The 25338-nt window shown below is 64.6% G+C and carries 13 protein-coding genes and 3 pseudogenes; 8 read left to right on the forward strand and 8 right to left on the reverse strand.

What is annotated here, in order from left to right; translation table 11 throughout:
* Positions 1-160 precede the first annotated feature (160 nt).
* The 5 genes and pseudogenes from CA984_RS11415 to CA984_RS45450 all read left to right on the forward strand — a co-directional run bounded on the left by CA984_RS11415 (position 161) and on the right by CA984_RS45450 (position 7462).
* Positions 161-1273, forward strand: coding sequence for a helix-turn-helix domain-containing protein (locus tag CA984_RS11415; protein WP_108724560.1), 1113 nt, complete (start codon positions 161-163; stop codon positions 1271-1273).
* Between the two features lie 38 nt (positions 1274-1311).
* On the forward strand, positions 1312-1779 hold the full coding sequence (locus CA984_RS11420; RefSeq protein WP_086571079.1) for a hypothetical protein: 468 nt from the start codon (positions 1312-1314) through the stop codon (positions 1777-1779).
* A gap of 766 nt (positions 1780-2545) precedes the next feature.
* Positions 2546-3576 (forward strand): annotated as a pseudogene (locus CA984_RS49020) (IS630 family transposase).
* A gap of 1784 nt (positions 3577-5360) precedes the next feature.
* Positions 5361-6302 (forward strand): annotated as a pseudogene (locus CA984_RS11445) (IS5 family transposase).
* A gap of 578 nt (positions 6303-6880) precedes the next feature.
* The gene (locus CA984_RS45450; protein WP_133061629.1) at positions 6881-7462 is read left to right on the forward strand and encodes a hypothetical protein; all 582 of its coding nucleotides are present in this window, start codon (positions 6881-6883) and stop codon (positions 7460-7462) included.
* 140 nt (positions 7463-7602) lie between these two features.
* Here the strand turns inward: CA984_RS45450 and CA984_RS11450 are convergent, their stop codons facing one another.
* Positions 7603-7983, reverse strand: coding sequence for a nitroreductase/quinone reductase family protein (locus tag CA984_RS11450; protein ID WP_165781206.1), 381 nt, complete (start codon positions 7981-7983; stop codon positions 7603-7605).
* Positions 7984-8589: 606 nt separating this feature from the next.
* On the opposite strand from CA984_RS11450, the gene CA984_RS11455 reads away from it, so the two are divergent.
* The gene (locus CA984_RS11455; RefSeq protein WP_207620819.1) at positions 8590-9603 is read left to right on the forward strand and encodes a transposase family protein; all 1014 of its coding nucleotides are present in this window, start codon (positions 8590-8592) and stop codon (positions 9601-9603) included.
* A gap of 61 nt (positions 9604-9664) precedes the next feature.
* Positions 9665-10495: pseudogene (locus CA984_RS11460) on the forward strand (IS5 family transposase); the annotation flags it as partial.
* 65 nt (positions 10496-10560) lie between these two features.
* Here CA984_RS11460 and CA984_RS11465 read toward each other — a convergent pair.
* Complete coding sequence (locus CA984_RS11465; RefSeq protein ID WP_086571121.1) at positions 10561-11298, reverse strand: phosphotransferase family protein; 738 nt, start codon at positions 11296-11298, stop codon at positions 10561-10563.
* Between the two features lie 928 nt (positions 11299-12226).
* On the reverse strand, positions 12227-13342 hold the full coding sequence (locus CA984_RS11470; protein ID WP_086571091.1) for a tyrosine-type recombinase/integrase: 1116 nt from the start codon (positions 13340-13342) through the stop codon (positions 12227-12229).
* Between the two features lie 1093 nt (positions 13343-14435).
* On the opposite strand from CA984_RS11470, the gene CA984_RS49240 reads away from it, so the two are divergent.
* Entirely contained in the window at positions 14436-14609 is a 174-nt protein-coding gene (locus tag CA984_RS49240; RefSeq protein WP_423229297.1) for a hypothetical protein, read from the forward strand.
* 3239 nt (positions 14610-17848) lie between these two features.
* Here CA984_RS49240 and CA984_RS47810 read toward each other — a convergent pair.
* The 5 genes from CA984_RS47810 to CA984_RS11495 form a co-directional block, all read right to left on the reverse strand.
* On the reverse strand, positions 17849-18826 hold the full coding sequence (locus CA984_RS47810; RefSeq protein ID WP_086571093.1) for a type I-G CRISPR-associated protein, Cas3-extension family: 978 nt from the start codon (positions 18824-18826) through the stop codon (positions 17849-17851).
* Entirely contained in the window at positions 18823-21693 is a 2871-nt protein-coding gene (cas3g, locus tag CA984_RS11480) for a type I-G CRISPR-associated helicase/endonuclease Cas3g (protein ID WP_086571095.1), read from the reverse strand. The genes CA984_RS47810 and cas3g overlap by 4 nt, the downstream gene beginning before the upstream one ends.
* On the reverse strand, positions 21690-23075 hold the full coding sequence (gene csb2, locus CA984_RS11485; protein WP_086571097.1) for a type I-G CRISPR-associated protein Csb2: 1386 nt from the start codon (positions 23073-23075) through the stop codon (positions 21690-21692). The genes cas3g and csb2 overlap by 4 nt, the downstream gene beginning before the upstream one ends.
* Positions 23076-23081: 6 nt before the next feature.
* On the reverse strand, positions 23082-24335 hold the full coding sequence (gene cas7g, locus CA984_RS11490; protein ID WP_242675885.1) for a type I-G CRISPR-associated RAMP protein Csb1/Cas7g: 1254 nt from the start codon (positions 24333-24335) through the stop codon (positions 23082-23084).
* A gap of 657 nt (positions 24336-24992) precedes the next feature.
* Entirely contained in the window at positions 24993-25280 is a 288-nt protein-coding gene (locus CA984_RS11495; RefSeq protein WP_086571101.1) for a winged helix-turn-helix domain-containing protein, read from the reverse strand.
* Between the last annotated feature and the right edge of the window lie 58 nt (positions 25281-25338).

Raw genomic sequence — 25338 nt, forward strand, 5'->3', positions numbered from 1 at the left:
TGCAGTTTCTCGGCGTACAAACTTTCGATCCTGGTGAGTTGGGATTTGTTGTGCGGATCCTACAAAAACCACAACTCGAATGCCTTTTTCTCGGGCTCGGCGACGTCCTCGGCCCTAGCGGCATTAACTCCCAGAATTGGGCTCCTGCTACCGTTGGATCATGGTCGCGAAACAGCGGCTCACGGAATTAAAAAGAAAAGGCCCGCGAGTGCGGCAAACACTCCGGGCCGGCGAGACGAAGGATGAGGCTTCATCTATGGCTAGAATAGCAGGTCAGAGCCCCGAAACGTACTTCGGCGAGCTCCCTGAAACGTCCATCTGGTCGGACCGGATTTCACACAATGGCATTCGTGTCCTGGCAGTTCTCTACGGTCGGTGGACCAAGAAGTTCTGGCCGGTTCTGACAAACGAGGAAATCGCCAAGCTCTCCAGCCTCAGCGTTGCGACGATCGGCCGGGCGGTTTCAGAGTTGAAGAAGCTCGGTCTGATCAAGGTCACCAGGACCAAGGACGGTAACAAGTACGAGCTGATCAAGGTCGAGTTCGAGGACGACAGCTACCGCGGCCGGAACGTCGTCAGCCGTGAGGCTCACGCCAAGATCTTCCTCTCCATGACGGCCAGCCCGATTTCGTCCGGAGCCCTCCGGCTGTGGCTCATGCTCGACAGGATCGGCCGGACCCACGAATGGGCCTGGTCCTCTCAGAGCGCGCTGGCCAAGTACATGGGCGTGCAGCAGCGTCAGATCCGGGTTTACCTGAACGAGCTCAAGGAGGCCGGTCTTCTGGAGTCGCGTCGGCCGGATCCCCTTGGGAAGAACGAGTACCGCCTGATCCGTACGCCGGTCATGGTCAAGGTCGCCGAGGAACACGACGAGAAGCAGGCGATCCTTTCGGCCACGGCTCGTGTCGCTCGCAAGTGGCTGACTGCCGTTCTCGGAGATGCAGCTCGTGAGTGGGTCAACGACAACGATGAGATCTACCAGTCGATCTGGCGTGATATCCGCGTAGCTGTCGCGTGCCTCGGCGAAGAGGCAACGGTCAAGATCGTGGACGACACGCTGGCGACGTACGGCACCGACTATCTGGCCGACTTCATCGTCAAGATCCTGGACGAGTGGGTGGACGAGGACGACGAGGAGGAGCCGAAGGACGACGACGAGGGGCACGAGGCCGACTTCCCGGACGCTGACCAGGTCCCTGGCGTGATCGACTGCTCGGACCCGACCAACGCCGCGAACCGTCTCGCCATGTACCGCGAGCGGATGGCCAGCTAAGGAGTCATGACCACAGCGCGTGGCCGAGAGGAGCCAGAATGACCCGCGACACACCAGCCTTCCGGGCCGCGCCGTACTCGGAGGTCTTGTTCCCCGACGACGAATACCCGGTCGTCCCCACGGCCTTGATCGAGGGTTTCGTACCGCCCGGTGCGGTCCAGCTCTGGCTGCTGTTGGCCCGGCTCGGCGAGGGGCACCCGGAGGTCGAGGTGCCCACGGCGCAGCTGGAGCGGCACAGCGGCTGGACCCGCGCGGAAATCGGGGAGCATGTGCGGGCCCTGTGCGACTACGACTGGTTGAAGATCCGGAGGGAAAGCGTGCCTGGGTCATACGTCCACAGGCTCCAGCGCATCCCGACCGTCGCTCAGGTCAAGGAGTGGGCCGAGGACCTGCGCGAGTCGAGGCAACTGCCGTCCGCCCCTCGTCCCCACGCAGGATCTGCCCGCCCACAGCACAACGCGGCGTTCCAGCTCGGGCGAGTGGACGACCTGCTACCCCGGCAGTAACGGCCCGACAGTCGGCCGGCAAAAATCCACCGGCCGCATGGGAATCCTCTGTGAGCCGCAAAACCGCAGGTCAGAAAATCGCGGAAAATACGAGCGCGTCCACCTGGCCCTCGTCGACATCCACTCACAGCCCCCTCAACACCGCCGGGTAGAAAATCGGCATCGGCTATGAACACTGCCCGGATGACCCAGAGGAGAACCACGCCAACGCTCTGCTTGTAGAGCTGGCGCGAGTGCTTGTCCCAGACCATTGGCCCGCAACGGACTTTCCCGGCCACCGACCACGTTTCCGCATGTCAAAAAATCGGGCAATTATTTGCGGCCCCATCCGAGACACCTCCCAGAGCATCCACGGACCTGCATGGCGCCAAACCGTCGGCGCGCGGAGGTAATTAGCCACGCCCACGGGTACTACAGCTAGGACGCGTCCTCCAGCGAGAGCAGGCCCCCATGGTCCAGATGAACGACGCCGACCTCATGAGGCTGCGTTGGGCCGAGCAGGGAAATCCGCCCTGCGACCATCCTGAGATCGTGAAGGAGTACGACCTAGGGTCAAGCACGGGGGACAAGCGGTGTACCACGTGCGGGGCAGAGAATCCCGTACGCCCGGCGCCTGGGCCTGCCGAGGATACCTAAGCGCCTATCCAGAAGTTCTGCACGTAACCAGGCGTGAGATCGCCGGGGGCATGAGGACATGACACGGGCCTCGCCGGGGGTTGGATCAAGGTTGCCACAACGTCCACCCACCGGCGAGGTCGTGGTCAGTATGCGTCCGCCCATCCTGTTCGCCAATGCCCCCGCCACCTCGATCGAGCAATTACACGCCCAGCTGCGAGGTCACTGGCGGCAGGCGATACGCGCGGTGATGGTCCTGCTGTCGCTGCACGGCCTGCCGGCGGCGCAGATCGCCGACCTGCTCGGCTATGACGCCGGCACGGTGCGCCGATGGATCGACCGGTTCAACCGCCACGGCCTGGCGGGACTGGCCGACCGTCCCCGCCCCGGCCGCCCCCGCGTGAGCGGCGAGCGCCTGATGGGCCGGATCCCAAGCTGCTGGCCCGGCCGGGGCCGTGGACCCTCGCGCGGCTGTGGCGCTACCTGAACCGGCCCCGGTTAAGCAGGCGCACGTTGTACCGGCGGGTACGGCTGGTGTCCGTCTGGCGGCGTCCCAAGCTGGTGGCCCAGGGCGATCCGGACCGGTGGCGGGCGGTGGCCGCTATCGCCGAGCGGTTGCGTGCCCTGCCGCGCGGGGCGGTGGTCTGGGCCGCCGATGAGACCCATGTGCACTTGCTGCCGCACATCCGATCAGGGTGAACGGTGCGCGCCGATCGTCCGGCCGTCGTCACGCCGGGCAAGAACCGGCAGGTCACCGTGTTCGGCGCCGTGGAGCTGACCATGGGGCGATGGGTGTATCGGCTGGGCCGCCGGTGCGCGGCCCTTCCTGCGCCTGCTGGATGAGGTGGCCGCCGCCTTTCCGGCCGCGCCGAAGACCGTGGTGATCTGCGACAACGACAGCATCCACCACGCTCGGACCGTCGCGTGCTACTTGGAGACACACCCGCGGGTGGAGGTGCTGTACGGAGCGCGCTACAGCCCGCACGACAACCTGGTCGAGCGGATCTGGGCCGCGCTCAAGGCGTTCATCGCCAACACCGCCGTCACCTGGCCCGGCCGTCTCAGACAGATCCATTCCTTCTTCCCGCCCGTTCACCGGAGCAGTTGCCGGCCACCGCCGCCCCGTGGACCAGCCCCTGGCTCCCGGCCGGTTACAAGCGGAACTTCTGGAATGCCGCTTAGTCATCGACGAGGCCCACATGCTCGCCCACGACCAGCTGGAGTCGGTCAGGATGCTTGACGCCGAGCTTGGTGCAGGCCCGGCACCCATATCCCAGCAGCAGGTCGGCACCAAACTGCGCCTACGCACCCCCACTTGTCCGTCCAAGCCGCCTCAGCCTCCTTCCATAACCAACCATATGTTTTAAATATTAATTTTTACTTAACTATCTAGCAGAGTTAGCAGTATTCAGATAGACGTTGTATCACTCTGCGGAGTTTTAGCGTTGCACACGGTGCGAGAATTTTACAGCCCGAAATCCCCTAATGTAGGAACCGACTTGACCCAAATTCCCGCTTTTCTAGATATCTTGCATTATCCTACTTGTCGAGTTACTGTCTCCCTTGTTGATCACTAGACCAACCAAGGAGAAACGTGACGGGTATCAGCAGATCAGCCCTCGCACTATCGGCATTCGCTGTAGCGTTGCTGAGTACTGCAATCCAAACTCCTGCATCTGCGACCACCTCCAACGATCCGATTCCTCACCCTTGGTCCCAGGAAGGAGGGTTGGTGCCTGTCGACCCTAAGGTTGACATCGGCGACACTCCGACCGACCCGCCCGTTCCGGACTCAGAGCCTCACCCCAACGACACTGGGAAGAAGGGGCTGCTAGGCGGATCATCGGGCCCTCATTACATTCAGACAGTCAGTCCAGACAATGGGGACCACACTCCCTCGAAGAATGCAACTTCGAACGCACAAATGTGCTTCAATGCGCAAAACAACGATCAAGACTATGGTTATCGACTCTATCTGAACAGGCCAGGAACATTTGCCTGGGCGAGCCCTGTCTACTATGGCCCCAAGTCAGGAACATGCAGTCCCTGGAAGAATTTTAGCGGCCAATTCGCGGGACTTATTCAGGAGTTTGATTCTCCACGCCTAGTCTGGTCCGATGTTTGGCTGTACTGGAATTAGCAATTCTTCTCCCCCGTAGACCCCAAACAGGAGACTACGGGGGTTCCATATTTTACTACGGAGGAAACATTAAATCGCTTCGTCATGCTGGCTCATTATTGATTGCAGTAATGGCTCTCTCAGGGTGTACGCAGGCCGAGCCTGTTGCTCCAGCAGACAGTTCCAAGAAAGCATCCGAAACCGTCACGCCTAGATCTGAGCCTGTACCTAAAGATATCCGGGAGAAAGTTGGCAAGCGGCCAGCCAGCCTTACCGAGACTAAGACTCTTGGGTCCACCACAGTCGACGGTACTCGTTGGTCGTTAGTTGCCTTCCATGACGGTAATGGGGATTTCTGCATCGCCGTCGATTCATCTAGTCGCCAAGGGACTCCCGCCTGCGGCATTGAGTTACCAAAAGCTCACCCTATTAATATGGCAATGGAAGTTATGGATGACAAGAAAGTCTTCCTCTACGGTGGGGTTAGGGGCGAAGTACGCGAGCTCTATCTTTCCGACGCATCCGGATCTCACCGGCAACGCACATACGCCCACCCATCCCAACCAAATAAATGGTTCTTCATTCCAGTCAGTCGACTCCCAGTTAAAGATATATCAGCAGTATTATCTAATGGGCGTTCCTACTCAATACAACCCGAAATATTGCAGGCTGCTAATGCCGCCGCAAACGGGGAATCTCCACCTACGTCTTACAAGTCCCCAACCCCTGTCGGGCCAAAATCATAGAGATCCCCTCAATGAGCCTCTCTACTAGGATGCGTATCGAGTTGTGATCGATCTGCGGGATTTGCCCTTGGGGCGGGGCCTGATTCGGTAGGTCGTCTTGTATGACGCGGGTCCAACCGACAGACGAGGAGTGGGAGTTCATTGAGCCGTACCTGCCGATCGGCAGGTACGGCCCGTACCCCGAGCGGCTACGGCAGCAGTTTGAGGGCGTGATCTGGCGGTTCAGGACGGGCGGGCAGTAGCGGAAGATGCCCAAGGAGTTCGGCGCCTGGTCGACTGTCCGCAACTGCTTCCGGCAGTGCAGGGACGCCGGCGTCTTCGAAGCCCTGCGGAGGCCTGATCGCGGAAGCCGCACAACGCGGCGAGGTGGACTTGCCCCCGGCCGGTGTGGACTCCACCACCGCCCGGGACCACCACAACGCCGCCTGGACACATCTCGGCCAGGACGTCATCGCCGCCTTGGAGAAGACTGCTGAGCAGGAGAAGACTTGGCAAAAGGGGGCGGCCCGCAAAGACGGGAAGGGAAGAACGGCAACGCATCCGGCGCCGCCGCAAGCTCCGGCTGAAAGCTGCCCTGCTCGGACGATCGAGGAGCGGGCAGACCAGCAAGATCCACCTCGCCGCCGACCGGAAATGCCGTCCACCGGCGTTCGTCGTGACCGCGGGGCAGAGCGCGGACAGCCCGCGGTTCATCCCCGTGCTCAAGAAAATACGGGTCCGCGGGCCGGTTGGCCGTCCCCGCACCCGCCCCTGACGCGGGCGCCGCCGACAAGGCCCACTCCTCCCGCGGCAACCACACCTACCTACGGAAACGCCGCATCAAGGCGGTCATCCTGCGGAAGAGGGACCAGGCCGCCAACCGCAAGAACAAGGACGGCAAAGGCGGCCAGCCTGTCAGCCACGACACCGACTTCTACAACGAGCGGAATACCGTCGAGCGCCTGATCAACAAGTTGAAGACCTGGCGAGGCATCGCCACCCGCTACGACAAGACCCCTGAGAACTACCTCGCCGACCTCCACCTTCGCGCCGCAATGATCTGAATCAAAAACCTCACCCGGGCCGTCCTTTGATCGCAACCAAATACGTGCCCTAGCGCGGACGAGCCGCTCCACAGTCGCTCGCAAAAAGCTCTTCGCTCAGCGGATAGCCCTTCGCCTTGTGCGTATCTCACGACGTCGATATATCCGGTAATCAAAGCACGTCAGGGTCTACGCCATCACCATTTCAGCCCCAGCAATTAGGGATGGTCCACCCGTATGGGCGCCCTTAAGCTCAAGGCTAGAGTCATTAGCGGACAACATAATATAACTTGCAGTCATATTCACAAATTACTACCGAGCGAACAGGGGTGAGGACTATCAGCTAGTCGACCGCCGCGCGCGCAAACTGTCTAGAACTCAGCGTTACTAAGGGTCCGATTATGTACTCCATACGCTTCTTTCGCGACACTTTGGGTTCAAAGCATCGCCCTCAGTAAACAAATACGGCCGCATTGACATTCAAGATCCCCCATGTTGAGATTCATGTAGGGCCCCAGGGTGACGCACTCCGAAAAGGAGAGTTATTCGAACAACGCACAACTCCTAGCTAAATTCAATTTCTACACAAGGAGATCAAAGTGAAAATCGGAAAAAAATCCGCCATCACTATTTCGTTGGCGATGTTGCTGCTCGGCGCAGCATCGCCGGCCATCGCCGCCCCCATTCCTTCCCCGTCGGTAAGCAGTAATCAATCCGATGATTCACCGCCTCTACCTGGCCAGCCTGAGGTCACTGCAGGCCCTGGCTCGGTGTACTCCGGAACGACCACGGACGAAAAAGGACAGGCCAAAGCAGCCGACATAATTGGCTGCACTGTCATAGCAGAACCTCCTTTCACGCTCGTGTACAATAAAGCTCCGATCCGCGCTGAGGGCTACATAAATTGGTGTACACCGAAAAAGCCGGACGACTGCCGCACGGAAACCGACCTCGAACTGAAGATAAACGGGATTTGGACCGTTGTCGCCAACGGTCCAGTGAAGTGGGGATGCAACGTAGGAAGCGGCTCGAAGTCCAGTACCTCCTACAACTGCAGGCAGGATCTTAACGGTCCTCACTACTACCGGACCAGAACTTATATAATAACGCAAGTTAATGGCGTCTGGGCCCCTAATGCCGAAGTCGCCACAAGTGGAGCAAATAGCTGGTGGTGCGAATAAAACTAGACACCAGCTAGCTCATCCGGAAAAACTTTCCTTCTCTAACTATCAACCGAGGAGAGGAAAGGCGTCTTATATAAGGAAATAAATATGTCCGCAGGTGTCGAATCATACCGCACCTGCGGACATTTCTGCCTAAATCAATAAGAAGCAATCCTCTTCAGGCGAACCAGTGGCGCATAGCGCCTGCTTCTAATCTCGTAGCGTTCACCTAGAGGGAGATTTTCACAAAGGCGACCTAGAAGTCCGTCACGATATTCCTCATTTATTTCCGATGCGACAACATCAAAAGTTTGCTCACAAATTTCGACAGTTACAATCCCGCCATATTTCATATTGAGTAATTCATTTACCCATTTTGGGCGTTTTTCGACGCCACTTACCAGTGCAATGTAATCGCCGCCATCGCTTAAATAGCGAACTGAGAAGGTGCGTAACTTTGTTGTCCGGTGCTCGATCATCGTAAGGGAAAGGCTGGGCAAGCTGCCGAACCTATACAGCACGATACGCCCCCTGGTCATATGGAAAACTGTCCAGTTAACACTTCCAATGAAGTGAACTGCCACTGTCTCCAAAAATGTCCTCATATTTTCTCCCTCGATCGAGCTCCGATAGCAGACCGTCGCGAGCTGGTAGCGTAACGTAAGCCATTCTATCCTTTACGCGTCCAAGCCAGATAGCAACATCTAAGCTGGCAAAAATTTCTCCTGAGGTTGAGCTCGTGATGTTGTAAGCCTCGGAATTCCTTGATCGCGAGATGCGCCTACATCATGAGACACGGCACAAGGCCAAGGGGCGCGCGCCGGACAAGGACGTTCCGCGAACAACCGCGGGCATCGAGAGGCTCAGGCATCCAATTGGCCGAATGCAACTCGCTCACCCAGGCCCTGTGGCATGTAGGCGCGGAGATGCGCATTATGGTGAACCATCTGAGGCTGACAATCGTGCTAAGCGGTATTCCAGAAGTTCCGCTTGTAACCGACCGGGAGTCAGGGGCTGGTCCACGGGACGACGGTGGCCAGCAGTTGATCCGGTGAGCGGACGCGGAAGAAGAAATGGATCTGTCTAACGACCTCGTGCATGATTAGCCGTGGCTTCTGGGCTCTCGGCTCGTTGGGCCAGATGTGGTGAGAACACTCGCACGCGCGATCATCTTGAAGAACCGGCGGATTACGGGTCTGTCGGTCGAAGTGATCGCGCAGTTGGTAGCCGAGATCGGACCGTTGTGGCAGGCCCGGCACCAAGCCGCGCTCGCCGGTCGCCTACGACGACGCAACCTCGGTGCCGGCGCTGAACACAAGCTGATGTTCGTCGATCGACTGCTGGCCACGCTGGTGCACCTGCGCCACGGCGTCACCCATGACGTGCTGGGCTGCCGGTTCGGCGTCGACCGCTCCACCATCACCCGCTCCACCATCACCCGCGCCATCCACCAGATCCGCCCCTTACCGGCTGACCGAGGGTGCAGCATCACCACGGGCCAACGCTTACGAACTTCGGCCGATGTGATCGCCTACCTGGGAGACAGCGGTCAAGAAGCGATCTTGGACGCCACGGAGATCCGCGTCCGCCGCCCAGCCGCCGGCACCCCCGAACGAGATCGCTTCGTCTCCGGCAAAAGCCGGATGAACACGATGAAGACGATGGTCCTCACCAACCTCCAAGGGGAGCTGCTGTTTTGCGGCGAAACCCGTCCCGGATCGGTCGCCGACATCACCCAAGCTCGCCGGTCCGGACTGGTTGACCTGCTGGCCGACACCCACGGCCTGCAGATCCTCGCTGACGCCGGCTATCAGGGTCTGAACAGCCAGACCGCAGGTCAGATCCTCACCTCACCTCGCAAACGGCGCGGCAGGAACCTGGAACACGTCCAATGGCTGATGGCCCATCACGATGCAGCCCGGCACGCGCACTCCTCCCGGCGCATTCCCGTCGAGCACGGCATCGCCCACCTAAAACTGGAGGGCCTTGGCGCGCCACCACGGCCGCCGCGACCACCTGCCCGAAACCATCCGCGCCGTGGCTGCGCTTCTATCCGATCAGCAGACTGCATCCACCCGGCTCCGAGGACAGAAAGCATGATCAAAAAAGTGTCGCCTCAGCGAACCACGCCTTCATCGCAATCATGCACGAGGTCGTAAGGACTCCTAACAAAAGTGGGGTATCTGACCTGCTGGAATGCGGGTGTATCAGCTTTCGTTGATGGGCCGCCGGAGGTGTGAGACAGCAGAGAAGAAGACGACCGTGCGCCGACCGCGGGAGGTTGAGGACGGGCTATGGGAGCGGATCGCGCCGCTGTTGCCTCAAATCAAGCGCAACTTGAAGCGCCCAGGGCGCCCGCGTTCGGATAACCGCAAGGTGCTGTGCGGCATCTTGTTCGTGCTACACACCGGGAGCCGTTGGGAGTTCCTGCCCCAGAAGCTGGGATTCGGCTCGGGCATGACGTGCTGGCGCAGGCTGCGGGACTGGAACGACGCCGGAGTCCGGCAGCGGCTGCACGAGGTGCTGCTGGCCGAGCTGCGGGCCGCGGACCTGCTGGACTTCTCTCGGGCCGCGGCCGACGGCTTGCACGTGCGGGCGATGAAGGGCGGGGCCAAGACCGGTCCGTCGCCGGTCGACCGAGGCCGGACCAGCAGCAAGCACCACGTCATCGTCGAAGCGCACGGTATCCCGCTGGCTGCCACCGTGACCGGCGGCAACCGCAACGACGTGACCCACCTGATCCCGCTGCTGCAGGCCGTGCCGCCGATCCGGGGCAAGCGTGGGCGCCCGCGCCAGCGTCCGGAACGGGTGTATGCCGACCGCGGCTACGACCACGACAAGTACCGCCGCCAGGTCCGCGCGCTGGCAATCACCCCGGTCATCGCCCGCCGCGGCACCGAGCACGGCTCCAGCCTCGGCATCTACCGCTGGGTCGCCGAAGCCGCGTTCGCGTTGCTGCACCGGTCTCGCCGCCTGCGCATCCGCTGGGAGATCCGCGACGACATCCACGAAGCCTTCCTCACCCTGGGCTGCGCCATCATCTGCCGGCGACGACTCCGCGACACACCTTGTCAGGAGCCCTTAGGACTACTCGTAGCCGTCGGGCTCGTGCAGCCTCACAGCCGGGATCTCAGCACGTCGACCTCGCAGCCTGACGAGGACGGGTCGAAGCCGTGCTCGACAAGCCAGCGGACCGCCAGCATGCTTCGCAGCGACCACCACGCGCGGATCACGTCGAGATCAACGTCGGTGCCGTAGCCGGCGACGACGTCGCCAAGGTGCTCCTCGTGTCCGAGCGTCAAGACGGCGAGGTCGTACAGGGCATCGCCCTGGCCCGCCTCGGACCAGTCGACCACGCCGGTGATCTCGTCACCGTCGACGAACACGTGGCTGATTTGCAGGTCGCCGTGGGTGAACACCGGTGTCCACGGCCGGAGCGCAGCCTCGGCGACCCGGCGGTTGCGCGTGACCAGGTCGGCGGGGAGGACGCCGTTCGTGACGAGCCACTCGCATTCGCCGTCGAGATCCGATGCGAGCTCATCAAGGCTCCGACCGGGCCATGGCGGCAGCGGCGCGTCGTGCAGCTTCCGTGCGGCGGCACCCGCCGCGGCCCACGCCGCCGGCGACGCGGTCGACCGCTCACCGAGACGGCCGAGTGCCGTCCCCGGGAGGGCGGCGAGCGCGAGCACGGGTGGCTTCCGCCACAGGACCTCCGGAGTCGGGATCGGCGCCATGGCCATCGCCTCGACCTCGACGTCGGCGCGCGTCTGATCAGCGTCGATCTTCAGGAACACGTCTCCGACGCGCAGGGTTGCGCGCTCGTGATGCGCGACGACGACCTCGACCTCCTCCACATCGACCATTATCGCGGGATGACCACCGACTGTCGCCGGGTTTATCGCGTGCGATGGCACGGCTGACCCCGTCCCGCCGCCCGGCGGCCTCGTACACGACACCGACCGCTGACCAGGTCCAGCCCACTACTTTTGTTAGGAGTCTTTAGCCCGAAAAATCGGCGCATACTTGATGCGCTCCGTCTACCAGACCTCCATGAGGACCGGGACCATGGCCAGCACCGGATCCTGACCGCAGACCATCCGCATGACGCAACCGGATCCTGGCCAGAAAATCGGCGCACGCTTGGGCTGAGCTCCAGCAGGACGGCATCATGCCATCCCTCGTACTCGGAACCACGTCGACACCGGCCCGTTCACGTGCAGGGAGGGTTACCGCGGCCTACCGACTACCCGTAGGCGGCAACTATACGTTTACCGGGGCCTGGGTGCGGTCGTGTGCCTGGCGGCCTGGGGCAGTGGCCGGATCCGGCCTACTGGCATCCCCCCGGCAGACCGGCCGCGCTGCTGGCGAATCCTACAGAGAGCACGCATCCCCCCTGGAGATCCCCCTTGCTCAAGAACTTGCTCGTGTCGGCCGCCCTAGTCAGCAGCGCCCTGATCGCACCGGCCGCCGTAGGCCCTGCCCGCGTCGGCGACGGTCGTCCAGGCCCCTGCCGTTTCAGTGTCCGCCGCGTGCCAGTACCGGCGATCCGGTAACTCGTGGAAGTGCATCACGCCGGGCGCCTACTGCCCGGCAGCCGCACGCGGTAAGTACGGCTACGCCAAGGCCACCAACCGCAGGTACACGTGCTCCCGGTACGCCAACGGTCAGTGGCGTTGGAAGCGCGCTTAGCCCCGGTCGCGACGAGAGCGCCCGCCCCAGCAGCAGGGAACGAGCGCTCTTCGGCTTCGGGGCCGTCAGTCAGGTAACCGGCCTACAGACCAGTCACCGGGTTGTCCCCTCTGCGGCCGGGCTCGCGTGCTCGCTACGCAGGTGGGCCAGGACGTCGCCAAGGGGAAGTTCGGCGACCAGGGCGGCCGAGAGCGCGGCGTCTTCGGCGACTCCGCGAGAACGGCGGTGGTAGCGCTCGGTGGTCGTGGATGAGGCGTGCTTCAGCTTGTGCTGGACCCGCTGAAGGGGCTGCCCAGATTCCAGCCAAGCCGTTGCTGCCGAGGTGCGCATGACGTGCGGGCGGACCGCGTCGGGGTTGTCGAGCCCGGCGGCCTTGGCCAGGCGCCGGAGAATCGGCGGGACATGGTGCCGGGCGAGGGTCTGGCCGTTGTCAGACAGCAGCAGCGAGCCGGTGGTGCGCCCGTCCATGGCCAACTCCAGCACTTCGACCACGGCGGGGTCGAGCGGCTCGGTCCGGCTCTTACCGCCCTTGGTCGGGACGACGAGCAGGGTCCGGCCGCCCTCACGGATCAGGTGCTCGGCACGGGCTCGGCAGACCTCGGTGACCCGGAAGGCCGAGACGTACAGCAGCAGCACCAAGGCGAGGTCTCGCGGGCTGTTCTCGGCGGCCTGGATCAGGCGGCCCATCTCGCTCGTGTCCCGTGCCGGGGTCTTGCCGTCGTGGCTGACCTTCGGGCGCTCCAGCTCGCGGACAGGATTGGCCGGGACCACGGCGCGGGCGGCGAGGTGCTTGTAGAGCGCCGACAGCGACGACAGGCGGCGGGCGCGGGTCGTGGCCGACAGGGGTTTGCCGTAGCGGCCGGTCATCTCGCGCATGGCGTCGGCGTAGGCGGCGACCACGTCCATGGTCACGGCGAGCAGGTTGACCGGGGCGTCGTCGGCGGTGATGCCGTGGCGCTCCCTCAGCCACTCGATGAACGCGCGGACGTCGGTGGCGTAGGCGGCGCGGGTGTTGTTGGAGTCGATGGTGTTCAGCCACGTCTCGACCGGTCCGGCTGCTGGCGAGTCCTCACCGATAGACCGGGCCAGCGACAGCCGGGCGGCCTGCGGCTCGGACAGGTGGGCGCGCTCGGCGTCGGTGAGCCACCGGCGGACCCCGGAGTGGGGACGGTCGACGGTGCCAGCACGGAGATCAACAGCGGCCATCATGTCTCCATAATACTGATTATGGAGACAGAATGAGGAATCGGCGCCCAACTACTTCGGATGAACCACGCCCCTACCAACGGTCGGCGTGGTCGACAGGGAACACAGGACATGCCGTATCGACGTCGTCCGGCGGTGGCCCTGCCTTGTGGTCAGCCCTGCGGCATGCTCCCGTCGGCTTGGCGGCCTCGTGCCCCGTGCCCTAGTGGCGGCTCGGCCCGATCCGGCCAGTCCTCTTGACAATGATCGACCCCCCCACCGTTAAACGGCCCTGCCAGGGAGACCCCCACCCGGTCATTCGGGTAGGTAGAGGCCCATAGACCGACACAGTGGCCTGAAGTACCAGCCGTTCCCTTACGTGCAGCGCCTGGTGGTCGAGGTCGTGTGCGCCTACAACCCACAATGAGGCCCAGCCGTGAGGCCGGGATAGAAGGCTTGAGGCACCTGTCCCAGTCGGGGGCACCGGGGTTGCCGCAATGAGGTCCGGCGGCAAAGCCGGAGTGAAACAGCATCTTGACCCGGGCGAACGTCAACGTGCCGCCCCCGTAATGAGGCCCGGCAGTGAAACCGGGATGAAGCTGCGGCTATGCAGCAGGAGCTGACCAACGTCAACGCCCCACAATGAGGCCCGGCGATGAAACCGGGATGAAGCTGCGGCTATGCAGCAGGAGCTGACCAACGTCAACGCCCCACAATGAGGCCCGGCGATGAAACCGGGCTGGAGCTGCTGCTGAATCATCGCGGTGGCCTCGTCCCAAGAGCCGCAATGAGGTCCGGTGCTGGAGCCGGAGTGAAGCGGCTCACGCCAACCCGAGATGATCGTTACCCAGGCGGCGCTGCAATGAGGTCCGGCGCTGGAGCCGAGGTGAAGCACCCGCTCCGGGGCGGGGATCTCCAGCAGGACAGCGCCGCAATGAGGCTCGGCGTTGGAGCCGAGGTGAAGCTCGATCCACGCGATCGAGGCGGAGCCGCCCCAGTCGCCGCAATGAGGCTCGGCGTTGGAGCCGAGGTGAAGCGCAGCAGCTCAGGCTCCTCGCCAGGCCGTTCAACGACGCCGCAATGAGGCTCGGCAGTGGAGCCGAGGTGAGGCGAGCAGGTGATCGACGAGCAGGGCCACCGTGATGTCGCCGCAATGAGGCTCGGCGGTGGAGCCGAGATGGAGCCCGCCCAACTGCGGCGACTTGGCCTCCTCCTCGAAGCCGCAATGAGGCTCGGCAGTGGAGCCGAGATGAAGCTCGCTTCCGAGGTGTACGGCAAGAGCTGGTGGTGACCGCAATGAGGCTCGGCGGTGGAGCCGAGATGAAGGCAGTGCCGGCCACCCGAACGGCTTGGCTGTAGGTGGGGCCGCAATGAGGCTCGGCGATGGAGCCGGGATGGAGCCCGAGGATCAGGGCGATCACGACGCCGGCAGCGGTGCCGCAATGAAGCCCGGCGCTGGAGCCGGGATGGAGCGCCGACGGTGGCGACGTTTTGCGCCCACTCCAGACCGCCGCAATGAAGCCCGGCGATGGAACCGGAGTGAAGCACGCGGAACTGGCGGGTCTTGTCGTATAGCGGCAGGCCGCAATGAGGTCCGGCGTTAGAGCCGGAGTAAAGCTCACCGGGTAGGCCAACTGGTGAGCTTCGGTCTCCTGGCCGCAATGAGGTCCGGCGCTGGAGCCGGAGTGAAGCGACCCAGTGCGCGGATCACCTGGTCGGCCGTTCGGGCGCCGCAATGAAGCCCGGCGATGGAGCCGAGATGGAGCTGGGTCGTCTCGTCGGATCCCCAACCCTCGGAGTCGCCGCAATGAAGTCCGGCGATGGAGCCGGGATGGAGCTAGGCGCCGGCCAGGGCTCGTCGTTCGGCGTGCGGGCCGCAATGAAGCCCGGCGCTGGAACCGGGATGGAGCCAGGCTGCGGCCTCACTTACGGGGAGTGGCTGCGCGCGCCGCAATGAGGTCCGGTGCTGGAGCCAGAGTGAAGCCACCGCCCACGCCTTCGGCACGTAGTTGTTGGTGTAGCCGCAATGAGGTCCGGCCTTGGAGGCGGAGTGAAGCCACGGCCAGGCCGACACCGGCGAGCGCCCACCCGACGCCGCAATGAAGCCCGGCGCTGGAGCCGGGATGGAGCGGAGCAGGGGTACGTGGACCGGGTGTGGGAGGAGCAGCCGCAATGAAGCCCGGCGATGAAACCAGGATGGAGCCCCTGAATGTTCTTCGGCGCCCCCTGAGCCAGGGACACGCCGCAACGAAGCTCGGCGCTGGAGCCGAGATGAAGCATCAGCGCCCGCGATGCCCTCGGCTCCCTGCCGAATCAGCCGCAATGAGGCTCGGTGTTGGAGCCGAGGTGAAGCGCACCCAGGGACGCGGTCACCGGCTCGTCAGCGTCGCCGCAATGAGGCTCAGCGTTGGAGCTGAGGTGAAGCGTGCACGGCGAACGGCAGCAGGCTCCCATTGGACAGGCCGCAATGAGGCTCGGCGTTGGAGCCGAGGTGAAGCTGATCTCCCACGCGGTCGGGTAGTCGTCCGAGCCGCCGCAATGAGGCTCGGCGTTGGAGCCGAGGTGAAGCGCGGCGGCGGCGTTGCGACTTCGCATGTACCACGCGCCGCAATGAGGCTCGGCGTTGGAGCCGAGGTGAAGTCGGCCAGGGCCATCATGTCCGGGTCTGGTGCTCCGCCGCAATGAGGCTCGGCGTTGGAGCCGAGGTGAAGGCTGACGTGCTGGGTGGTCTGGGAAGTGCTTCGGGCCGCAATGAGGCTCGGCGGTGGAGCCGAGATGAAGCTCGGCGATGAAATCGGCGAAAGCTTGAACGTAGTTGCCGCAATGAGGCTCGGCGGCGGAGCCGCGGTGAAGCGCCCCCACTCGGGAGTGCCGGGGTAGGGGCGGAACTGACCGCAATGAAGCTCGGCGGTGGAGCCGAGGTGAAGCCGGGATGCGTAGCGCCTGCTCGCCGACGATGAACGCGCCGCAATGAAGCTCGGCAGTGGAGCCGAGGTGAAGCGCGCTGTTCTGCGGTGCGTGCCTCTATCGGGAGATTGCCGCAATGAAGTCCGGCCTTGGAACCGGAGTGAAGCCCGGGCTCTCGGCGGTGGGCCCAGTGCATTCCCAGGTAGCCGCAATGAGGTCCGGCCTTGGAGCCGGAGTGAAGCCCAGCGCGACGGCCGGGACGAGGTGCAGCCACCGGCCGCAATGAGATCCGGCCTTGGAGCCGGAGTGAAGCGTTCGAGCTGTGGGGAGACACCAGCACCGGCAAGGCGCCGCAATGAGGTCCGGCCTTGGAGCCGGAGTGAAGCGGTTCGGGTCGGCGGCCTGATCTCGGTGCTGGCCAAGCCGCAATGAAGCTCGGCAGTGGAGCCGAGGTGAAGCTACCCCAACCTAGCCGCTTCGGCTAGCCAGGACTGGCCGCAATGAAGCTCGGCAGTGGAGCCGGGATGGAGCGCGCTCGCGCTCGCGGCGACTCGGCGCCCCGGGCCGGGCCGCAATAAGGTCCGGCCTTGGAGCCGGAGTGAAGCGGTAGGCCGAGCCAGCATCACCGCCGTCGCACCCACCCCGCAATGAGGTCCTGCCTTGGAGCCAAGGTGAAGCGGTTCGTTCCTGCTCCGACCAGCAGACAATCTGATCGCCGCAATGAAGCTCGGCAGTAGAGCCGAGGTGAAGCTACATCGAGCTGGGAGAGCGCGCGGCTGACGCGCTGCCGCAATGAAGCTCGGCAGTGGAACCGAGGTGAAGCCCTGGGAGCGCTGGGCCCGCGGAGATGACACCGATTAGCCTTAGCCGCAATGAGGTCCGGCCTTGGAGCCGGAGTGAAGCCGGCCGGGCCGGTTGGGTGACCCACGTCTTGCGATCACCGCCGCAATGAGGTCCGTCCTTGAAGCCGGAGTGAAGCCTGCGGTTCGGCGCCGAGTTCGAGCAGGCCGGGTGGCCGCAATGAGGTCCGGCCTTGGAGCCGGAGTGAAGCACCTCCGGCAGCGCCGTCAGTGCCGCGTTGTTAGCGCCGCAATGAGGTCCGGCCTTGGAGCCGGAGTGAAGCCTCGGCCGTGTGCAGGCACAGCTCCATGACCTCGCGGCCACAATGAGGTCCGGCCTTGAAGCCGGAGTGAAGCACCTTCGTCCGGGCCGCAGTGGTCCGGGGACATGCTGCCGCAATGAGGTCCGGCATTGAAGCCGAAGTGAAGCCAGCGAACATCCCCACGCCGGCCATCACGGCCACTCAGCCGCAATGAGGTCCGGCCTTGGAGCCGGAGTGAAGCGCGCCGGGATGACGGTCACTGCCGCTTGAGAGAGGCCGCAATGAGGTCCGGCCTTGAAGCCGGAGTGAAGCGCTCCGCAACCTGCAATTACTACTTAGAGCGATAAGTAAAACACGCTTGAGCCGACTGATTTGTCCACCGAATGACCTTGTTGAGGTTCGGAACCCCCCTGGGAAAGCATGTGCACTTGAGGTTCCGAACCTGCGCATCAGAAACCTACGGGAGACAGCCATTGTGATGTTGTCAAGGAGCGTTTGAACCAAAAGAGCCGGACCAAGGATCAGTCTGGCTGATCAGCGATGCGGATCGGGACAAGGACACCGGCACTCTTGCCGCCTTCGATGGACTGCCGTTCTGCCCCGTAGACGTCGAAGACACCGAGCGGGAGAAGACGCTTGCGCTCGACGGTGACGGGCCGCCCCTGCCGCGAGGGGGTGGGCCGCAGGAGTGGGTGGTCGAGCAACGTTTGAACGGCATGGGCATCGAGGGCGGGTCTCCACAGAGGCCAGATCATGACCGCGCGCCGGTTGTGGCGGTGCCACAGCGTCGCGGAAGCGTTCTGGCCGTCTCCGGTGACACGGAGCAGGGGCAGCGCCTGGGTGGCCAGCCAGGTGGCACCGGGAACCCCGGCGGGAATGGACTTTCCCGATGGGTGGTCAGCGGCGCTACGCAGGACTCGGTGGTCGAGGTACTCGCCGGTGAAGCCGTCCACCCGGCGCCACCCGGTCAAGGCTTCGGCCAGCCGGGATGGTTCTGCTCGCACCACCTCCAGGGACTTACGGAAGAAGGTCCAGACAGTCTGCTTGCCGGCTGGGGCCATGTACGGCGTGAGCGCGGCACGGCCGGCGCGATCCACGGCCAGATCTGTCACCAGGAAGGACAGCCACTCGACGGCCGCGCTTCCCAGCGGCTCCACCCGGGCATAGAGATGCTCGCCGTACGCCGGACGGAGCACACGCATGGGGTCGCTCTCGTCGGCCTTGTCCGCCCCATGCGCTCGGCTCGGGGGAGCCGGGCGGAGCGGGAACTTCGGTCCCAGCGCGGGAAGTGCCGCGTCATCGTCGGTGGCCTCGACGATGTCTCGCAGCGCGCCTGCGATCTCGTCGGTGTCGTGGAAGTCGCCGTGAATCTGAGCGCAGCCGGTGGTGTCGGAGAAGCTGAGCCGGACCTGTTCTCCCAGGACCCGTAGCAGGCCCAGGGTGGCGAGGAATCCCAGCGGGTCACGGCCGTCCAAGGCCGGCAGGTCGACGGTGTTCACGGTGTGCCCTCCTCTTCACGCTCGGAGCACCAGATGTCGGCCAGTCGCACGACGGACTCCAGCAGGGCAAGCCCCCAGCGGCCGTATCGCTGGTTGAGTTCGGCGAACCTGCGGGGCGCGTCCCAGTCGAGGGTTTCGCCGGTGTCGAGGGTGACCGACAACTCGTCGATGTGGACGGTTTCTGGAGCGGGATCGGTGATGGGCGGCAGCAGGGGGCGGCTGCGGCCGTGGTGGGCCGCGACCAGGTGGATCACGAGGTCGGGATCGACATCGTGGGATCCGGCCTCCAGGTGGAGGTGGGCGATGCGGGCCGACAGAGCCTCGTGCCGCATCCCGTCGGGATACCCCGAAATGAGCTTGGCCCGCCGGTAGGCGGCTCGGTCGGCGGGATCGAGCCCGGACTTGGCCAGCAGTTCCCGGCGGGTTCCGCTGCGCAGGACGCGAGGGGGACGGCCATGCAGCATCGCCTGAAAGCGGGCATCCCGCTTGCCTTCGTCATGCCAGAGCGCCGCGACCCGCACACTGTTGACCAGCACCGGCCCCAAGCCGAGATTGAGAGCGAACTCCTCGGCCCGGTCGGCGACGGCGCGCTCATGGACATGCAGGGTCATCTTCTTGCCGGAACCGGCTACGGACGAGCCCCAAGCATCAGCGTCCCCGACCCATGCCCCGCCCTTGGTGGTCAGCAGCGCCACATAAGGCGCCTTGTCCGTGAAGGTGACCGTGCAGCGGGTCAGAGCACGTAGGTTACGGGCCAGCGGTAACGGATTCTCCAGGTCCTCCGCAGGCAGCAGGTCGATGATGCGCTGGAGCTCTTTTCGGTAGACGCCGGCGGCGGGTGGGGTGTCGTCGGCCAGGTCGGCGCGCGTCTGGTCGATCAGGTCCCGCAGCGCTTGCCCGATAGCGGGAGACTCACGGCGAGCGGCGTCAACGATTGCCGGGCCGAGCCGTACAGCGGGGCGGCCACCGCGATAGGCGAGATCGGCCACATCAAGCACAGGGGAAGTGGACGTGGGATTCCAGCCGTACTCGTCGCAACCGCCCTGCTCACAGGGCACCACAATCAGATCACCTGGCCGGATCTCGGCAGGGCTGATCAGCGTGACATCATCCTTGCCCCGGTAGCACACCACCTGGTTCAGCCGCCAAAACCGGCTCGGCGGCGGATCCTCATCCTGCGGCGCGCCTTCCACATCGCCCAGCGGGTCGCTGCTCTCCTCCTCGGCCAGCCACTGCCGCACCGCGTGCAAGGAGACCTCGACGGCCTCTTCGGTGGACGGCGGCATCTCCATGACCGTCGACGGCCACGCCTGCGGCTCCCCTTCCACCAGCCCCGATCGCCAGACCACCGCGACGTCGGGACTCCCCCGATCGATCCCATGCAGGTAGGGGGCGACCGGCGGGTCGGGGTACGGGATAGGCGATGTCCGCACCCAGGCGTCCAGCACCTGGTCGAACAGCACGGGCATATAGGGCAGCGGCTCGCGCATGCCCTGCCGCACAGTCGAATCCAGGGGCTCCAAGAGCCTGCGGAGGGCCAGCGGCGAGACGTCGATTCCATCGCCCAACTGGTTCGACTCAAGCGGTGCGGTCAGCGTGCTGAGCCACTGCCAGGTAGCCTGACGGGCCGGGCCGTACACCGGATCGTCTGGCCCGACGCTCGCGTCATGGACCACCACCGCATCAGCTCGGGTGAGCTTGCCGAGCCGGTTGAGCCGCCCCAGCCGCTGGATCAGCGCCGCCAGCGACGCCGACTCGGTCACCAGATGATCAGCGTCGATGTTGGCGCCGACCTCCACCGTCTGGGTCGCACATACGATCAACGGCTTCCCGGCGGCGCGGGTGCGGCCCACCTTCATCCGGGGGTAGCAGCGCCTGAGCAGGTATTCCCGGTCGATCGGCCTGCTGCGGCCGATCAGCAGCTCCACATCAGCGTCGCCGCCCTGCAGGAGGGTGTGTACGGCACGCGCCCGGCCGACCGTGTTGCAGATGACGGCGACGACGTGCCCCGACTGGGCGTCACCAACCAGAGCCTTCGCCCAGGCGGCCATCGTCATGGCCATCACGGCGCCGGCGTTCTTCTTGGTCACCTCCGGCTGGAGGAGATGGAGGCGGCGGGGAGCGGCCAGCCGCTGGCGGGCGATCTCGTGTTGGTCGTCGGTGTCGGCTCGGTGCACCTGCTGCCCCTCGGCCGCAGGCGTGGTCGCCGACATGGTGATAAGCGTCGGCTGTGGCCCCACCACGATCTGCGGGTCGTCCGCGATGAAGGCAGCTCGGAGCGTTTTGACCAGCGGCTCAGCCAGGTGCGCCTCGTCGATCACGATCAGGCTGTCGGTGCCGGTCAGTGCGGCGTCGATGGGACGCAGATGCTGGCCGACCTGGTAGCCGCGAAACAGCAGGCGGCTGCCGATCTGATCGACGGTGCCGACCACCACCGCGTACCGGTCGGGACGCTCCAGCCACCGCCACGACCACGTGACGCCACCGCGCATCCGGGTGACCTGCAGCGCCGGCCCGTCATCGTTCTTCTGACGCAGTACCTGCGCGACATGGGCGCTGATCGGCCCCTTCGGCTCGGCGAGCGCCCCGGCCAACGCAATGGCGTGCTCGTACGCCTCGTCGACGACCAGGCGGCGATCCACCACGAAGAACAGCCGACGGCGCGCGCACTCAACGCCTGCCGCGGCCACGAAGACCGCGATATCGATCATCGTGGTCTTGCCCAGACCGGTCGGGACGTCCAGGACATCCGGCCAACGCCCCTCGGTCAGCACGCGCTCAACCAGGTGCTGCTGCCAGGGGAACGGCTTTCGGCCGTGAGTTTCTTGTAGGAATTCGGAGAAGTCCGCTGCGGTCAACTGGCTCATCGGCTGCTCCTGTCCGGTACGAACAATCCCAGCCCGAGATAGCGCATCGACCCCGCCAGCACGGGGCCAACAACCGGCTGAGCGAACCTCACTCGCACATGCACCATCGGACGGACCGGCCGGCCTTCGGGGATCGTGCCTTTGCGCGGCCGGTGCACGGCCCCCCGGGTCAATGCCGCCGGGGAGATCTCAACTTCATCCGGTTCGGGGTATCCGGCGGTGGCCAGGCTCCGAAAGACCAGATCACGAGCGTCCTGCTTCCGGGAGGGGTAGCGGTCGAGCATCAGCGGCGCGGCGGTCACCCAGCCGCGACTCCCTTGGGGAGCCGCCATCCACCACTCGGGGGTCAGCCGTAGCGGAGTGGTCAGATACGGGTCGTGCTCCACGGGGATCGCCTGGTCCCGGCGGATCGTCAACCGGCGGATCGGGTCATCGACGGTCCGTTCCAAAAGCCGGTCAAGGCTGCCGGGATCCATCTGGCGAGGCACGGCGAGCGCCACACCGAGCACATTGCCGTCCGCGTTGTCGTGCCCGGTGTTGAGCAGAGCGAGATAGCCCAGGTGCGGCCGATCCTCGGCCCCGTGGCCGGACACCTCCGCCGGGACGTCGTCGCCGATCCGCTGGATGACCGCCTGGCGCAGCCTCGCGGTCATCGTCAGGAGCGAGTCTCCGGCCGGCTGTACCACGCGGGGCGCGAAGCGGAAAACGAGCAGGTCGGAGAAGGGTCCTTCCACCACCGCGGGCTCCGCCGTACGGCCGGCGACGGTGTAGGGGACACTGCGGGCCACGGCCCATGCGCGCTGACCGTCGGCATAGGAATGCTGGAGCTGGTCGGTGTAGCCCGGGTAGGGGATCCGCAGCTCGGCGAGCGCATGCTCTCCGATACGGGAGGGCACGTAGCGCGCCCACTCCGGCCCCGGCTCGTCGATCTCGGCTTCCACGCTGAGGGACGCCGTCGAGGTCGCGCGACCCACGTACGGCACGCGCCGGGCGAGCCTGCGCAGGCACACCAGGGTGTCGCCGTCGGGGGTGGCGTGCGCCCACACGATCGTGAACGCCGGAACCTGGGGAATGGCCGAGACCCGAGATCGTGACCCGTTAGTCCGTCCGGGCCAGGACTGGCTGCCGCCCTTCTGCTCGATCGTGTTGGTCACCACATAGCCTTCGACGGCCTCCTGGTCGGCTGCTTCGCAGGCCCACACCTCGGGGACGCCCGCCGCCTCCAGCCAGCGCAGCGTCGCCCAATCGTTGTCATCCATGGCGGACGCCACCAGGGCGCAGAACAGCCGCGCGGGATGAGGGGGCCATTCCGCCTGCGACGGCCGCGTCCCTGCCGCCTCGTAGCGGCCCGCCCGCAGGCGGACCGTGATTGCCAACGGCATTAGGGGTTACTCCTCCGCTGCGGCCTGTGTCGTGGAGACATCGATCGCCTTGGCCAGGGACGGCATCGGCTCCAGCCGAATGGCATCCGTGGCCATCACCACCCCGGCCGCTGCTGCGCGGTCCCGCAGCTCGTGGAAGACCTCGATGGCCTCGCTCGCGGACAGGGCGAACTCCTCCCGGACGCCCCCGTCCTGTTCGAACGCCAAGATCTCGCCCGATCGAACGAGGTCGCAGCCTGAGCGCAGCCAGACCGACGGGCGGCCGAAGGTCAGGCGATCCCCGGCCAGTGCCAGAGCGACCAGCGTGGCCCTCGCCAGCTGGGCGGCTTCCGCTGAGGCATCACCGAACCGCAGCCGCTCGATCGCCGCCAGGGAGATCCAGCCCGACCGGCGAGCCTCGATGATCGAAACCCCGCCGTGGGCTTCTCCAGGCGCGATGTTGCCGTGCCCGATTTCGCTCAGTCGCTGGCCCTGTTTCTTCTCCTTCTTCTCCCCGACCTGCACGTACTGCCAGTCAGCTTCCGCCTTGGCCTTGTCGTCGATCGCTCCGGTGAGGTTGAGCGGGTCTACCCGCGTTGCCTTGCGCTGCCCCTCCTGCGGGTCGATGCCCACGATCGAGGAGGAGTAGATCCGGGCGAACTTCGGCCAGCGGCCTTTCCGGTGCGAGTCCCAGGCACCGAACAGCAGCGAGCCCGGGTCGCGCTCATACAGAGGGCAAACGTCCAATGCGCTGACCTGCCGCAGGTGCTGTCCGACCTCGCTGCGGTCGAAGCGCACCCCGTCCACCATGCTGTCGCGCAAGTAGGCATCCGCGTAGCGGTGTGGGAACTCCAACGAGGTGAGACGGAGCGTTCCACGGCTCGTCTCAGCCATCAGCTCGAACAGCGGAAGCTGGATGCGGCCGGCGTCCCGGGCCGCGAGTAACGCCTCCTCGACCCGGTTGGCCTGCGAGGGCACCTGATCCAGGACCACAACCTTCTTCGCCTCACCGTCCACCCACCGTGTCTCCATCAGGTAGGGCCCGTTGTTCCCCGGAAACGAGGGAGGCATGACCTTGTCCCCGGCCGCCGGGCGATAGACCGTTTCCACGCCGACCCCGGCGTCCGGCCGGTCCTCGCTAACGGCCTCTACCAGCCGCTTAACGATGTGTTCGACCACGTACTCGCCCTTCCGCTTGTTTTGGAAGAAGGCTGAGTGCCGAAGCGCCCCACCTTCTGATGCGTTTTCGCGGTCACCCTTGTCCCTGACGAGGGTGAACAAAGGCTGACCGTACGGCAGGCCGCCGACATTTCGCGACGTACCGCTAAAGAAACGACACACCCAGTGAGGAATAGTTCAACCCGGGTGAAGGATTGCTCCTACGCAATGGCCCATCTGGGGCCACTGGTCTCCTGGCCCCGTCGGCATCGCCATGGTCTTCCCGAAGAACCGCCGCTGTGGCTACACGCCTCCGTCATGGCCGCTTTTACCAAACACCTGCAGCACCGCCTGTACCAGGCCGCCGAGCGGGAGTGCTCTGGTGAGACCTGCGGGCAGGCCGCCGAGGGCCCAATTAAGGGTGGACAGTGACTGGCATCGCCTGGTTGATCACGTTCCTCGACACCCGATTGGACGAGGGCGAGCGCACCACACGCCTGGCCGCCATATCGCTGACGTGCAGCCGAGGCAGGAGGCCCCTTATCGGCTCATACGAAAAGATACTTACTATGTTGCCGAATCCGTCAACCATGCAAATGCGGAAAACGACCTCCCCACAGTTGGGGCGGAACTACTGCAAACGCGGACCGAGATCCTAACTCGGGTCAGCCTTGCACAACGGCCACCTCGGATCACTGCACAGGGCTCTGACCTAGGCAAATCCGCGTAGAGATGGTTTGCCAGCCAGCCCCCCGCCATAGGGGTGAGTAGTAAGTATTTTCAGACCGGTCCGGACGGTTCCGACTCGTTTTCGTCCTCGACCGCGACGAACGTCCCCTTGGCTGGCAGGGTCACAACGAGCCCCCGGTCCCGCAGTTCCTCGACGGCACGCCGTACGGTGCCGAGCGCTACACCGTACTCCTCGGCCAGGGCGCGTTCCCCGGGCAGGCGGGAGCCGGGGCGGAGGTCACCGGCGGCGATGCGCAGAGCGATGTGGTCGGCCATCTGGGCGTAGACGTACGCCATATCTGATGGGTCGAAGTCGGGGATCCCCTGCACATCTGCCATGCGAATCAATCTAGAACGGTCTTGAGCTGCATAAACGTATGGGGAGCGGTCTACCGCT

Source organism: Streptosporangium minutum (assembly GCF_002149035.1).
In the GTDB taxonomy this organism is placed as follows: domain Bacteria; phylum Actinomycetota; class Actinomycetes; order Streptosporangiales; family Streptosporangiaceae; genus Streptosporangium; species Streptosporangium minutum.